We start from the raw sequence: 14,055 nt of genomic DNA on the forward strand, positions 1-14,055 counted from the left end.
CTTTGCTCGATGCTTTATTTTACTTTTTTCTGGTGATTTGCTTGGTCGGCTGTGCCATTCCTCACTCCTCACTCCTCACTTAAAAGCCGCTCCTCACTAAGCTCCGATAAGCTCCTTCGCTCTCTCCCTAGCCTTTCTATCCGCTTCCAGCACATCTTCCACACACTTTATCTCTTTTCGTGGTGTATTCTCGCAGACATTCATTACTATTCTGCCAATGTCAAGAAAATCTAATTTCCCGTCAAGAAAAGCCGCAACGGCTTCCTCATTCGCTCCATTCACTGCCGCAGGAAGATTTCCGCCGATAGTGACAGCCTTTATACAAGCCCTAAGACAATCGAACGTATCATAGTCAGGCTTCTCGAAAGTGAGCTTTCCATAGTCTGTAAGGGACAGCTTTTTCACATCGCATTCCACTCTTTCAGGATAAAGCAGAGCATACTGTATGGGTATTTTCATATCAGGCACGCCAAGCTGTGCGATAACAGAATTATCCTCATACTCCACCGCTGAATGTACAACGCTCTGTCTATGGACAACTATCTCGATCTGCTCAGGTCTGAGCTTGAAAAGCCACATTGCTTCGATAAATTCAAGACCCTTGTTCATAAGCGTAGCAGAGTCAATGGTTATCTTTCTGCCCATTGACCAGTTAGGGTGATTAAGAGCCTGCTCAACTGTCACGCCCTCCAGGTCAGACTTTGTTTTGCCGAAGAATGGTCCGCCCGAAGCAGTAAGGATTATCCCTTTGAGCCTGTTGCCCTCGTTTCCCTGCAGGCACTGAAAGATAGCCGAATGTTCGCTGTCAACAGGATATATCTTCACTCCCTTTTCAGCAGCCGCCTTTATAACAAGCTCACCGCCTGCCACAAGTGTTTCCTTATTGGCAAGGGCAATGTCAGTGCCTTTTTCGATAGCCGTAAGGGTTGGCACAAGACCCACCATGCCAACGACTGAGTTGAGCATGATATCGACCCCGTCCATTCTTGCTATCTCTTTAAGTCCCTCCATGCCTGTGGATATTTTTATGCCAGTGCCACTGAGAAGCTTTTCAAGCTCTGACTTTTTGTCCTCTCGGTAGATACACACACGCTCAGGCATAAGCTCTTTTGACTGAGCCGCAAGCTTTTTAACGTCAGAATTTGCCGCAAGCGCCTTTACTTTAATATTATGCTTTGCAGCCACTTCTAATGCCTGCGTGCCTATAGAACCCGTTGAACCGAGTATGGTCATTGTTTTCATTTATTGTCCCTCGTCATATAAAATAAATTCAGGCAATTCCGCATAAAGATGGTTTGCAAGCGGTGTTGCCTTAATAACGCTTAAAAGGGGTAAGCCTAAGCCTGCCCCTAAAAGTCATAATTTTCTATTTAAGTATAAGCCCCTGTGTGAACATATAGTACATAAAAGGTGCAACGAGCAGAACGCTGTCAAAGCGATCCATTATTCCACCATGACCCGGCATTATGTTGCCATAGTCCTTTATACCAGTCTGTCTTTTTATCACCGAAGCTGTAAGGTCGCCCACAAGTCCGATAAGAGCCGCAAGCATACCTGCGATTAGAACGCCTAGATAGTGGATAGGCTCGCCTTTAAGTACGAACTGATAGAACAGGCTTATTATAAGCATAAGAATACCATTTGAGATAACGCCGCCTATAAGACCCTCCACAGTTTTCTTAGGGCTTATCTCAGGGCAAAGCTTTGTTTTGCCGAAGAAAGTTCCTGCAAAATAAGCACCGCTGTCAGCCAGCCAAGCCGCTGCAAGAGTAAGAACTATCATAAACACGCCCTTGCCGCCCAAGCCTGCCATTGTGACCAAAATTGAGAATGAATACGGCAGAAGTATGCCCACGCCCAGCATGAAGAAAAACTCTGTATACTGGAATTTTGTATGCTCTTTAAGATAAAGCAGACACATTGCTATAACGAAAAGCCCCATATAAAGCTTGTAGCTGAAAAAGTACAGCCAGCCGTGTCTGTAGAACACAGGCATGAAAGCATCCACAAAGGCAAACGCACAGCAGGCAATGGTCTGATACTTATGCTCTGTCATTTTTGTCGCCCTGAATATCTCATATATTGCAAGTGCAGAAATTGCGCCCACCGCAATGTTGAACAGGAACGTTCCGTGTGCGATAAGCAGTATCACTGCGATAACAATGGCAACTGCCGCAGATTTAATACGGGTAGACATTTTTACACCCCTCCAAATCTTCTGTTTCTTTCGCTGTATGCGATAACAGCCTTGTCAAGGTCGCTGCCCTTGAAATCAGGCCACAGGATATTTGTGTAATAAAACTCAGCATAAGCCGCCTGCCATATCATAAAGTTTGACAATCTTTGCTCTCCGCTAGGTCTTATAACAAGGTCAACAGGAGGTATCTCCTCAGTGTAGAGATTTCTCTCTATCATATCCATTGTAATATCCTCAGGCTCCAGCTTGCCTTCTTTCACCTGCTGAGCCAATGTCTTAGCCGCATGGCAAATCTCGTCCCTGCCGCCGTAGTTGATAGCAAGCACAAGAGTCATAGAGTCAAAGTCCTTTGAGTCCTCCTCAACGGAAGCCATTTTCCTTTGCAGATTTTCGCTGAGCCTTGTTCTGTCGCCTATAAAGCGCACCCTGATATTCTCCTCGATAAAGTCCCTGACCTCGTCAAGATACTTTTCAAAAAGATCCATAATTGCGTCTACCTCGTCCTTAGGTCTTTTCCAGTTCTCGGTAGAAAACGCATAGTAAGTTATATACTGTATTCCAAGCGCCTTGGCGTGTCTTGTTATGGCTCGAAAGGTCTTTGCGCCCTCTCTGTGTCCGAACTTTCGGGGCAAGCCCCTCTTTTTCGCCCATCTGCCGTTACCGTCCATGATAACGCCCACATGAACAGGCACAGACACGTTCTCTCCAAGGCTTATCTTCTCATTATTCGCCATGGCTTAGATAGAGAGTATCTCTTTTTCCTTTTCGGCAACGTGACCGTCAACTTCCTTAACGAACTTGTCAGTAAGCTTCTGGATCTCGTCCTCGCAGTCCTTAAGATCGTCCTCTGTGATCTCGTTGTTCTTCTTCATTGCCTTGAACTTTTCCATAGCGTCACGTCTGATAGAACGGATAGCGACCTTGCACTCCTCGCCCATTTTCTTGATGTCCTTAACAAGCTCCTTACGTCTGTCCTCAGTGAGCTGTGGGAAAGTAAGTCTTATAACAGTGCCGTCATTCTGTGGATTGATGCCGATATCAGAAGCCTGAATAGCCTTTTCGATAGGCTTGAGAGTTGACTTATCCCATGGCTGTATAACAAGCACTCTTGCCTCAGCAACGGAAACTGCCGCCATCTGTGTAACAGGTGTCATTGCACCGTAATATTCTACCTGGACTTTGTTGAGTACGGACGGATTAGCTCTGCCTGCTCTGATGCCTGCAAAGTCCGAAAGCATAACGTTTATGGATTTCTCCATTTTTGTCTTAGCATTTTCCTTGATCTGTTTCATATTCAAACGATCCTTTCTTGATTATCTTTATTATTTTACGAGAGTGCCTATATTTTCGCCCATGCAAGCATCATAGATATTGTCTGGTCTTGCAAGATCGAAAACGAGTATCGGGATATTGTTGTCCTTACACATTGCCGCAGCGGTCGAGTCCATTACCTGCAGACCCTTTGCAAGAATATCAGCAAATGTAAGTGTGTCATACTTGACAGCGTCTGGATACTTGTGAGGATCCTTGTCATAAACACCGTCTACCATGGTAGCCTTAAAGAATATATCAGCCTCGATCTCAGCCGCTCTCAGTGCAGCAGCCGTATCAGTTGAGAAGAATGGGTTACCGGTGCCGCAGCCGAAGATAACCACTCTGCCCTTTTCAAAATGACGCATAGCCTTGTTTCTGATGTAAGGCTCAGCCACCTGCGGCATGGATATAGCCGTCTGTACTCTCACTTCAAGACCGCAGTTCTCAAGGCCGTCCGCAACAGCAAGTGCGTTCATAGCAGTTGCCAGCATACCGATATGGTCGGCTCTTGTTCTGTCCATTGCACCGCTCGATCTGCCTCTCCAGAAATTGCCGCCGCCTACAACGATACCTACCTCAACGCCGGCGTCAACACATTTTTTTATGCTCTTACCGAATGAGGTGATAACGTCATAATCAAGACCTATCTTCTTATCGCCTGCGAGAGCCTCACCGCTTAATTTGAGCAATATTCTCTTATATTTAGGTTCCATATTTCAAAGCACTCCTTAACACATATTTCGTTGGAATTATCCATATTAATTATACAATATTTTCAGCAGATTGTAAAGAGGAAAAACGCCAAAATCAGCCCTTTATTATCTTCACAAAAAAGTTTCTTGTTCTCGGTCCGTCAAACTCAGCGAAATAGATACCCTGCCAGGTGCCGAGAAGAAGTTCGTTATCGTCGATGATAACAGTTTCCGAAGCACCAACACAGCTTGACTTCATATGAGCGTCAGAGTTTCCTTCAGCGTGACGGAACTGAGGTCTGTTCGGAAATGTTTCCTCCAAAGCGTAAAGAAGATCAGTTTTTACGTCGGGGTCGGCATTTTCATTTATGGTTATCGCCGCCGTGGTGTGGGGACAGAATACCACCGCAATGCCGCTTTGCACTCCTGATTCTGTGACAGCCTGCCTTACATAGCTTGTGATATTGTAAAGTCCTCTGCGTTCTGTCTTGATAGTGTATCTTTTAAGCATATGTATCCGTCCTTTCAACGGTCGCTTTCCTAGCTCAGAAAAGTTGACTCAGTTTCATTTCTGTTTGGTCTGCCCATAAGATTTTTGATAGCGTTAGCCGCAGGCTCACCCTCAAAAAGCACCTTTGCAAGCTGTTCTGTGATAGGCATTTCAATGCCCATTCTCTTTGAAAGCTCCCATGCGTTTTTGGTGCATACATAGCCCTCAACAGTGCCGACCTGTCTTACAGCTTCCTCAGGGGTAACTCCCTTGCCTATGAGGATACCAGCACGGCGGTTTCTGCTGTGCATTGAACAGCAGGTAACGATAAGGTCTCCTATGCCGCTAAGTCCGCCAAAGGTTTCAAGCTTTGCGCCCATTGCAACTCCAAGACGTGATATCTCTCTGATACCCCTTGTCATAAGTGCAGCCTTTGTGTTGTCACCAAGTCCAAGGCCGTCGCAAACGCCTGCCGCCAAAGCGATGACGTTTTTCAGCGAACCGCCTATCTCGCAGCCCATAACGTCATCATTAACATACACTCTGAACGTATCGTTAGAAAGAGTGTTCTGTATATAATATGAAACCTCCCTGTCGTCAGAAGCAGTAACAACAGTAGTGGGAACTTTTCTTGCCACTTCCTCTGCGTGTGACGGACCAGTAAGCACCGCAACATGATTGTTCGGAAAACACTCTCTCGCCACACAGCACATAGTTTTAAGGCTTCCGCCCTCAAGACCCTTTGCCGTGTTCACAACTATCGTTCTGCTTTCAAGATAAGGCACAACGCTTTCGCAGACCTCTCTGAGAAAAGGCGAAGGTATGCCAAGTATCACCATGTCTTTATCCTTAACACAGCTTATATCCGTTGTAAGCTCGATAGTCTTGTTCACCTGAACGCCGGGGAGCTTTGCTTTAAGCTCGCCTGTTCTCTTGATAGCATCTATCTCGTCCTGAAACTTTGACCATACTGTTACTTTATGCCCTGCATTGTCGCACATTATTGCCAGTGCAAGACCAAATCCGCCTGAACCGAGTATAGTAATATCTGCCATAATAAAAACCTCCCTTACGCCTTTTTCTTGCTTCCGAATTTGTTTTCGGTGCCGTTCATAAGGCGTTTGATATTAGGTCTGTGCATATAAATGATAAGCAGACCGATAGCCGTTGCCATAAGAGTATTTGCAAGAACGCCGTCGCCCTTGATTATAAAAAGCTGAACGATAGGCGTAAAAACAGGATATGCGACAGCAGCGCATATAGAACCTACAGACACATATTTTGTTGCCGCAAGCACGATAGCGAAAACAGCCACCGAGAAAGCACAGGTCAGCGGGTCGATAGCGATAAGAGTCGTTGCCGCAATAAGAACGCCCTTTCCACCGTGAAAACCATAGAATACCGGGAAAATATGTCCAAGCATTACAAAAAAGCCCGCAAGATACCCGATAAATTTATCGTCATGAAAAAATGTCACGCCGAAACCGTTTGTCACCACAAGGCGGCAGATAACTACCGCAAGCACGCCCTTTGCAAGGTCACACAACAGCGTTGCCGCCGCAGGCCCTTTTCCGAATACTCTCAGAACATTGGTCAAACCTGCGTTGTTGCTTCCGTAATCACGGATATCCTTATGCTTTAAAACTCTGCACACAATTATGGCAGAATTAAGACTTCCGAAAAGATAGGAAAAAATTATAGTGAATGCCAGACTTAAAAATATGTCCACAAAATAACCTCCAGAATTTTATTTAACGTCGTCCTTGTCACGCTCTCTTATCTTGAAAACGATAGGCGTGCCTTCAAGTCCGAAGGTCTCTCTTATCTGATTTTCAATATAACGCTGATAGGAAAAATGATACAGATCGGCTCTGTTTACAAAAAACACGAATGTAGGCGGTTTGGTAGAAACCTGCGTCATGTAGTATATCTTCAGCCTTCTGCCCTTGTCAGACGGTGGCTGTACCCTCTGGGTAGCATATGCAAGAACATCGTTAAGTCTGCCTGTCGGTATTCTGATAGAGTTCTGCTCTGCAACGAACTTGATAGTATCAAAAAGCTTGTCCATTCTCAGACCTGTTTTTGCAGAGATGAATACAAAAGGCACATAGCTCATGAAGCTGAAATCGTCCTGAAGCTTTTTCTGGAAGTCGTTCATGGTGTTAGTTTCTTTCTCGATAGCGTCCCACTTGTTCACCGCAACAACGCAAGCCTTGCCCTTTTCGTGAGCATAGCCTGCCACCTTTGAATCCTGCTCAGTAAAGCCCACAGTTGCGTCAATAACGATAACCGCAACATCGGCTCTGTCAACAGCCATATAAGCCCTCAACACAGAGAATTTCTCAATAGTCTCCAGCACCTTTGACTTACGTCTGATACCAGCCGTATCTATGAAAACGAACTTGCCCTTTTCATTTTCCACAACCGAATCAGTAGCGTCACGGGTAGTGCCTGCAATATTTGAAACGATAACACGTTCCTCACCGCATATCTTGTTTATTATAGAGGACTTTCCAACGTTAGGCTTGCCGATAACAGCGACCTTTATCGAATCATCGTCATCGTCCTCTTCATTTTCCTCCGGAAGATATTTCAGCACCTCGTCAAGGAGATCGCCCGTTCCGTGACCATGAACAGAAGAAACAGGGAACGGTTCGCCCAAACCGAGATTATAGAACTCATACAGCTCCATAGGCGGTTCGCCCACATTATCCACCTTGTTCACGCAAAGCACGATAGGCTTGCCCGATTTCAAAAGCATCTGTGCCACCTCATAATCAGTGGCAGTAACTCCGCATTTAAGGTCTGTCACAAGAATGGTGACATCGGCTTTCAGTATAGCAAGCTCCGCCTGTCTGCGCATCTGAGCTAGGATAATATCATCAGACTCAGGCTCGATTCCGCCCGTGTCCACCAGCATGAACTCGTGTCCGAGCCATTCGCACTTTGCATATATCCTATCTCTTGTGACGCCAGGAGTATCTTCAACTATAGAAAGTCTTTGACCGATAAGCTTATTAAAAAGAGTAGACTTACCAACATTAGGTCTGCCCACTATCGCAACGATCGGCAATGACATATATATCGACCTCATTTCATATAAATTTGCACATTGATACATCGTATAGTATAACACAATTTCTCACGTTTTGTCAACCATACGAGAAATACAGCACCCACATTCCATAGATTTTTAATACAAATATGTAGAAGCAAACAGCGTTTGCCCGCCTTTTTCACTGCTACAACAAAAAAGAGCAGAACGGCCTAAGCCATTCTGCTCTATGTGCTTATCAAAAATTATGCTTCCTTCTTGATAACCTCTACGCCCTTATAATAACCGCAATTCTTGCAAACCTTGTGTGGTGAAGTAAGCTCACCGCAGTTAGAACATTTACAAAGTGCAGGTGCGTCAAGCTTCCAAACTGCTGAACGTCTCTTGTCACGTCTAGCCTTGGATACTTTTCTCTTTGGTACTGCCATTCTGGCACCTCCTCGTCAGTAAAATCATTATAGTCTGTTCAGCTATTTCCCGTCAAGAGCAGTTACATTTGCCCTCATTCAAATCCTGTCCGCAAACGTAACACAAACCCTTGCAGTCATCCCTGCAAAGAATTTTTGTAGGCAGCTGTAACAACAAATCTGAAATAGCTAATTCGTCCAGATCAAGAGTATTGTTCTCGCAGACCACATAATCGTCCCTGTCGCTTTGAACACTTCTCACCAGAGTGTGTTCAAAGTCATAAATATACTCCCTGCTGAACTCCTTTAGACATCTGTCACAGGTGTGATCCATAGTAAAAACAGTCTTGAACCTGAGCGTTACCACCCCTGCCCTGTTCTCTATCTCACCTGTTACCGCAACGGGCGATGCAAAAGAATATCCGCCATACTCCGACAGCTTGTCTGCTGTTATGGAATAATCGATCGTTTTTCGCTCTCCGATTATATCGAAAAGTTCCTTCAACTGTACATTCATACTTGCACCTCAAACATCACAAATTCCATTATAACCTGAGAAACGTGATTTGTCAATACTTTTTTTCAATTTTTTCGTTTTTGCTATCAAAATACCAATAAACGAAGCGCAAAGCCTTACTTGATGAAAGCCTTTACCTTTGCAGGCAGCTCGTCAACGTCAGCAGATACTGTGAAAGTAACGTTTACGTCCTTTGTGAGAACTGCTACCTTTTCAAGCATATTGCCAAGAGCGTCATAATCTCTGCCGCCGATCTTCAGGATACCGTCAACGAAAACTTCCTGAATGTCATAGTTGCCAGCCATCAGACCTGCAACAAAGCCATAGAAGCTGTCAAAGCTGTTGATACCGTATTCTTCAGCGTCAGCCAATCTTACATTATGAGGAAGGTCATAGGTAAGCTGCATACCTCTTTCGATGCAAACAACGTTGCCTGTAGCATTTTCAGCAGCCTTCTTGATAGAATCAACAAGTATCTTAGTCTTGCCTGTGCCCTTTTTACCTGGAATCAAATTAATCATATAAACTCTCCGTTCCGCTTATTAAAGCATTTATTTTAAGAGCAGACCCCCGAAGGGGAAACGCTCAAAATTTCCTTTTGTTCTGCCTTTAGGATATTAACCCAGCTTAGCCTCGAGTTCAGCCTTCTGTGACTCATAACCCGGCTTGCCGAGAAGAGCGAACATATTCTTCTTGTAGCTCTCAACGCCCGGCTGATTGAATGGGTTTACGCCAAGCATATAACCTGAGATAGCACAAGCCTTCTCAAAGAAGTAGATCATCTCGCCAAGGTTTTCCTCATCGAGCTTATCAACATCTATAACGATATTAGGAACGCCTCCCTCAGTGTGAGCAAGGATAGTACCCTGATATGCCTTTTCATTTACAACTGACATATTCTGATTTGTGAGGAAGTTAAGTCCGTCAAGATTATCCTTGTCAGGCTCCAAGAACAGGTCGCTCTTTGGTGTCTTGATGTGCATAACTGTCTCAAACATAAGCTTTGAGCCGTCCTGAATGAACTGACCAAGTGAGTGCAGGTCTGTTGAGAATGTAGCGGCAGATGGGAATATACCCTTATCGTCCTTGCCCTCGCTCTCGCCGAACAGCTGCTTGAACCACTCGCCCATCATTGTGAATGAAGGGTCATATGAAACGAGCATCTCAACGCTCTTGCCTTTTCTATAGAGAATGTTTCTGAGAGCTGCATACTTATAGCAATCGTTGTTATCATCAGCAGAATACTTCTTCATGCCCTCTCTTGCGCCAGCCATGAGCTTGTCGATATCACAGCCTGCTGCTGCGATAGGGAGAAGACCAACTGCTGTGAGAACTGAAAATCTTCCGCCAACGTCATCAGGAACAACGAATGTCTCATAGCCCTCTTCGTCAGAAAGCTGCTTAAGAGTACCCTTAGCCTTGTCTGTTGTAGCGAAAATTCTTGTCTTAGCCTCTTCCTTGCCATACTTATCTTCAAGAAGCTTCTTGAAAATTCTGAAAGCAAGTGCAGGCTCAGTTGTTGTGCCCGACTTTGAAATTACGTTTACGCAAATATCTCTGCCCTCGCAAATTGAAAGCACCTCATTAAGGTAAGCCGAGCTGATATTGTTTCCGACAAAATAAATGTCAGGAGTATCCTTCTTAAGATTGTTGTAGAATGGCGACTTGAGCAGCTCGATAGCAGCTCTTGCACCAAGATAAGATCCGCCGATACCGATAACGATGAGAACATCGCACTTTTCCTTGATCCTTGCGGCAGCAGCCTTGATCCTTGCAAATTCTTCCTTATCATAATCCTCAGGGAGTGTTACCCAGCCGAGAAAATCATTTCCCAGACCGTTTCTGTTCACCAGAGTATTATGAGCGGCAGTTACCTGTGCAGCCATACCCTCGTATTCATGTTCACTTACAAAACCCTCAAGATACTTTGTGTTAAGCTTTAATGACATTATCCTTCATTTCCTTTCCTTACCTGACGGAGACGTACTACCATAAAACACGTTTCTCCGTTAATACTAGATAAATTATACTATATTTTTGTGAACATTTCAAGAGTTTTATAAAGCGAAATCATCTTTTGTGCATTTTAAACAAATCTCTTATTACATACTTAGCAGATTGTACACAAGCTTTTTTATGCCGCAGATAAAATTCATCTCCTTCACCTCTTTGCAGGCGACTATCTTTCCCTCTAATATCACCTCGCCGCCCATGGTGTATCTTATTTCTCCCGCAGTTTCGCCATTTTTCACAGGTGCGTCAAGCTTTTCCTCCACCTTGAAACCGCACTCCACCATACGATATGTTCCCCTCGGTATAACTATAGGATAAAGCCCCTTGGGAGCAAGCTCCACAGAAAGCTCCTCTCCTCCGCACACCACAGTTTCCTTTACCATATCATCAGGAAGTTCGGGAGTATATATCTCATATGTATCGAACGCCAAGTTCAGAAGTTTCTTCGCCTCAGCATTCATATTCTCCTGCGAATCACAGCCGTTAAGCACTACGCATACTGACATATCCCCTTTTTCAGCCGTTGCCGCAATACAGCTCCCAGCCTTTTCACTTCCCCACGCTTTCATGCCTGTTACGCCCTTGTAAGTACGCACAAGCCTATTAAGATTTACAAGCTCCGCCTTGCCGTCTCTCACAGTGTCAAGCCAGCAGGTAAGGTAAGGAGTGAGATTTTTGTATTTTGCAAGTTCCGAACAAAGCAAAGCTGTGTCCTTTGCTGTTGTAACATTGCCCTCTCCCATGCCAGTACAATCAGTGTAAACAGTGTCATTCATGCCAAGCATTTTCGCACGGCTGTTCATAAGCTCCACCGCCTTGTCTGCCGAGCCTGCCACCTTTTCCGCAAGCGCCGCACAACCGTCGTTTGCATTGCCTGCCGACACCGACTTTATAAGCTCCTCCACAGATATCTTCTCTCCCTTGTCAAGCCATATCTGGCTTCCCTGCTGAGAGTTGGCATATTCCGACACTACTGACGTGTCGCTCATGGAAAGTTCACCGCTGTCTATCTTTTCTGCTGTGAGCAAAAGCACCATGAGCTTCGCATAGTGACCGCACTCACACTGCTCCTGCGGCTCTTTCTCAAAAAGCACCCTGCCTGTGGTCATCTCCGTCACCACTGCAGACCTAGCCGTAAGCCCCTCTATAATATCACTCACCGCCACAGTGTCCGCAGACACAAAGTCCTCCGCTGACAACGCACCTGCTTTTTCTTTCCCCTCCGCCAGCGAACACACCATAAACACTGCCACAGCCGCACATAACACTGCCGAGCATATTTTCCTTAATATTTTCACATTTTCCACCTCTTACATATACTATTTTTATATTTATATTCACCCTGTCCCGAAATTAGCATTATGCCCCGAAAAGTTTCCGAAAACTCATTTGTAAACAGTTGCAGGAATTTGTTAAATAACTGTTACAACTCTTGAAATAAATATGGGAGTGTGCTATAATGTATTCTATAGAAATGTGTATTTTATAAGCGAAATATTTATATGAGGTGATTTAACAATGACAGAAATGGAACTTTACAAGCTTTGGTGTGAAAAGGCTGTTGACGATCCTGATCTCCAGACAGAGCTCAAATCTATCGAGGGCGACGAGGCTGCAATCCAGGACAGATTTTACAGAGATCTTGAATTTGGCACAGGCGGACTCAGAGGAGTTATCGGCGCAGGCGCATACAGACTTAATGTTTACACTATCAGACGTGCAACACAGGGTCTTGCAGACTATGTAAACGGCGCATTTGAAAACGGCAGCGTAGCTATCGCATATGACAGCCGTATCAAGTCTGACAAGTTCGCAAAGGAAGCTGCTGCGGTTCTGGCTGCAAACGGCATAAAGGTATACATCTATTCAGAGCTTATGCCGACTCCAATGCTTTCATGGGCTGTAAGAGAGCTTAAATGTCAGGCAGGTATCGTTATAACTGCATCACACAATCCTGCAAAGTACAATGGTTACAAGGTTTACGGCGAGGACGGCTGTCAGATCACACTTGATGTTGCAAACACAGTTATCGGCAAGATCAACGCAGTTGAGATGTTCGGCGGTGCAAAGGTGATCGACTTTGAGGACGGTATCAAGTCAGGCAAGATCGAATACATCAAGCAGGAAGTTATCGACAAGTATCTTGACAAGGTAGCACAGCAGGGCGTACATACTGACCTCGTAGCAGACAGCGGTCTGAAGGTAGTATACACTCCTCTTAACGGCACAGGAAACAAGCCTGTAAGAGCTATCCTTAAGAAGATAGGCATAAAGGAAGTAACAGTAGTACCTGAGCAGGAAAATCCTGACGGAAACTTCCCTACCTGCCCATTCCCTAACCCTGAGATCAAAGAGGCACTTGCAAAGGGACTTGAGCTTTGCAAGACAGTAAAGCCTGACCTTCTTCTTGCAACAGACCCAGACTGTGACAGAGTTGGTATCGCAGTACCTGACCCTGACGGAAACTATGTTTTGTTCAGCGGAAATGAAGTAGGCGCAATGCTTCTCAAATATATTTGTCAGGAAAGAACAGCCCTTGGCACAATGCCAAAGAACCCTGTAGCTGTTAAGACTATCGTAACAACAGACATATGCAAGAAGATAGCAGCAGAGTACAATGTAGAGCTTAGAGAAGTTCTCACAGGCTTCAAGTTTATCGGCGAGCAGATCGGATTCCTTGAGAAAGAGGGACAGGACGACAGATATATCTTCGGATTTGAAGAGAGCTATGGTTATCTTGCAGGCTCATATGTAAGAGATAAGGACGCAGTAGTAGGCTCAATGCTCATTTGTGAAATGGCAGCATTCTACAGAACAAAGGGCATCTCACTGCTTCAGGCAAGAGAAGATATGTACAAGAAGTACGGCAACTATCTCCACAGCCAGAAGTCATTCCAGTGCGAGGGTGCAAGCGGAATGGAGAGAATGAAGGAGATCATGACTGATTTAAGAGCTAATCCACCTAAGGCTATTGGCGGACTCAAGGTAGTAGACATAGCAGATTATCTTGCATCTGAGGAAACAAACCTTGAAACAGGCGCAAAGACAGTTCTCACGCTTCCAAAGTCAGATGTTATCGCATTCAAGCTTGAGCAGGGTGCAAGTGTAATAATCAGACCTTCCGGCACAGAGCCAAAGATCAAGGCATACTACACAACTATCGGCGACACAAGAGCTGATGCAGAAGCACAGGAAGAAAAGCTTATTGAAGATTTCAAGGGCATTCTTGGTTTCTAATAATTACTGTATATAGCGAAAGCAGGCGGTTTATCCGTCTGCTTTTTTTGTTTGCCCAACTTACTTTCTGCTTACATACAATTTATTTTACAACACAAACCATGTGTAGGGTACGGCGCCCTCGACGTCCCAT

Annotated in this window: 15 protein-coding genes; 1 reads left to right on the forward strand and 14 read right to left on the reverse strand. The window is 44.9% G+C overall.

Annotation, left to right across the window (positions count from 1 at the left end):
* Window positions 1-96 precede the first annotated feature (96 nt).
* From DW015_RS01595 to DW015_RS01660, 14 genes are all read right to left on the reverse strand, one after another.
* Window positions 97-1,242: a 1-deoxy-D-xylulose-5-phosphate reductoisomerase gene (locus DW015_RS01595; protein WP_117903714.1), complete on the reverse strand. Its 1,146-nt coding sequence runs from the start codon at window positions 1,240-1,242 to the stop codon at window positions 97-99.
* 124 nt (window positions 1,243-1,366) lie between these two features.
* The gene (locus DW015_RS01600) at window positions 1,367-2,197 is read right to left on the reverse strand and encodes a phosphatidate cytidylyltransferase (protein ID WP_117903716.1); all 831 of its coding nucleotides are present in this window, start codon (window positions 2,195-2,197) and stop codon (window positions 1,367-1,369) included.
* A 2-nt stretch (window positions 2,198-2,199) separates the two neighbouring features.
* Window positions 2,200-2,931 (reverse strand): isoprenyl transferase, encoded by a 732-nt coding sequence (locus DW015_RS01605; protein ID WP_081856045.1) that lies wholly within the window; start codon window positions 2,929-2,931, stop codon window positions 2,200-2,202.
* A gap of 3 nt (window positions 2,932-2,934) precedes the next feature.
* Window positions 2,935-3,489, reverse strand: coding sequence for a ribosome recycling factor (gene frr / locus DW015_RS01610; protein WP_117896684.1), 555 nt, complete (start codon window positions 3,487-3,489; stop codon window positions 2,935-2,937).
* Window positions 3,490-3,519: 30 nt separating this feature from the next.
* Complete coding sequence (pyrH, locus tag DW015_RS01615) at window positions 3,520-4,224, reverse strand: UMP kinase (protein WP_022287393.1); 705 nt, start codon at window positions 4,222-4,224, stop codon at window positions 3,520-3,522.
* A gap of 94 nt (window positions 4,225-4,318) precedes the next feature.
* The gene (locus tag DW015_RS01620) at window positions 4,319-4,714 is read right to left on the reverse strand and encodes a secondary thiamine-phosphate synthase enzyme YjbQ (RefSeq protein ID WP_041337162.1); all 396 of its coding nucleotides are present in this window, start codon (window positions 4,712-4,714) and stop codon (window positions 4,319-4,321) included.
* Between the two features lie 29 nt (window positions 4,715-4,743).
* Window positions 4,744-5,748: an NAD(P)H-dependent glycerol-3-phosphate dehydrogenase gene (locus DW015_RS01625; protein WP_046439996.1), complete on the reverse strand. Its 1,005-nt coding sequence runs from the start codon at window positions 5,746-5,748 to the stop codon at window positions 4,744-4,746.
* A 14-nt stretch (window positions 5,749-5,762) separates the two neighbouring features.
* Window positions 5,763-6,422 carry a glycerol-3-phosphate 1-O-acyltransferase PlsY gene (gene plsY / locus DW015_RS01630; RefSeq protein WP_117903718.1) on the reverse strand — a complete coding sequence of 220 codons (660 nt, stop codon included), beginning with the start codon at window positions 6,420-6,422 and terminating at the stop codon, window positions 5,763-5,765.
* An 18-nt stretch (window positions 6,423-6,440) separates the two neighbouring features.
* Entirely contained in the window at window positions 6,441-7,772 is a 1,332-nt protein-coding gene (gene der, locus DW015_RS01635; RefSeq protein WP_117903719.1) for a ribosome biogenesis GTPase Der, read from the reverse strand.
* A 221-nt stretch (window positions 7,773-7,993) separates the two neighbouring features.
* Window positions 7,994-8,176 carry a 50S ribosomal protein L32 gene (rpmF, locus tag DW015_RS01640; protein WP_022287398.1) on the reverse strand — a complete coding sequence of 61 codons (183 nt, stop codon included), beginning with the start codon at window positions 8,174-8,176 and terminating at the stop codon, window positions 7,994-7,996.
* 52 nt (window positions 8,177-8,228) lie between these two features.
* Window positions 8,229-8,672, reverse strand: a complete 444-nt coding sequence (locus DW015_RS01645) for a DUF177 domain-containing protein (RefSeq protein WP_117903721.1) — start codon at window positions 8,670-8,672, stop codon at window positions 8,229-8,231.
* 116 nt (window positions 8,673-8,788) lie between these two features.
* Window positions 8,789-9,193 carry a hypothetical protein gene (locus tag DW015_RS01650; protein ID WP_022287400.1) on the reverse strand — a complete coding sequence of 135 codons (405 nt, stop codon included), beginning with the start codon at window positions 9,191-9,193 and terminating at the stop codon, window positions 8,789-8,791.
* A gap of 96 nt (window positions 9,194-9,289) precedes the next feature.
* Window positions 9,290-10,621 (reverse strand): glucose-6-phosphate isomerase, encoded by a 1,332-nt coding sequence (locus tag DW015_RS01655; RefSeq protein ID WP_041337158.1) that lies wholly within the window; start codon window positions 10,619-10,621, stop codon window positions 9,290-9,292.
* A 153-nt stretch (window positions 10,622-10,774) separates the two neighbouring features.
* Window positions 10,775-11,983: a D-alanyl-D-alanine carboxypeptidase family protein gene (locus DW015_RS01660; protein WP_117903723.1), complete on the reverse strand. Its 1,209-nt coding sequence runs from the start codon at window positions 11,981-11,983 to the stop codon at window positions 10,775-10,777.
* Window positions 11,984-12,203: 220 nt separating this feature from the next.
* Between DW015_RS01660 and DW015_RS01665 the strand changes: the two genes are divergently transcribed.
* Window positions 12,204-13,922, forward strand: coding sequence for a phospho-sugar mutase (locus DW015_RS01665; protein ID WP_117903725.1), 1,719 nt, complete (start codon window positions 12,204-12,206; stop codon window positions 13,920-13,922).
* The last annotated feature ends 133 nt before the right edge of the window (window positions 13,923-14,055 follow it).

Origin of the sequence: Ruminococcus sp. AF37-20, assembly GCF_003460465.1 — a bacterium.
GTDB classification, from domain to species: Bacteria; Bacillota; Clostridia; order Oscillospirales; family Ruminococcaceae; genus Hominimerdicola; species Hominimerdicola aceti.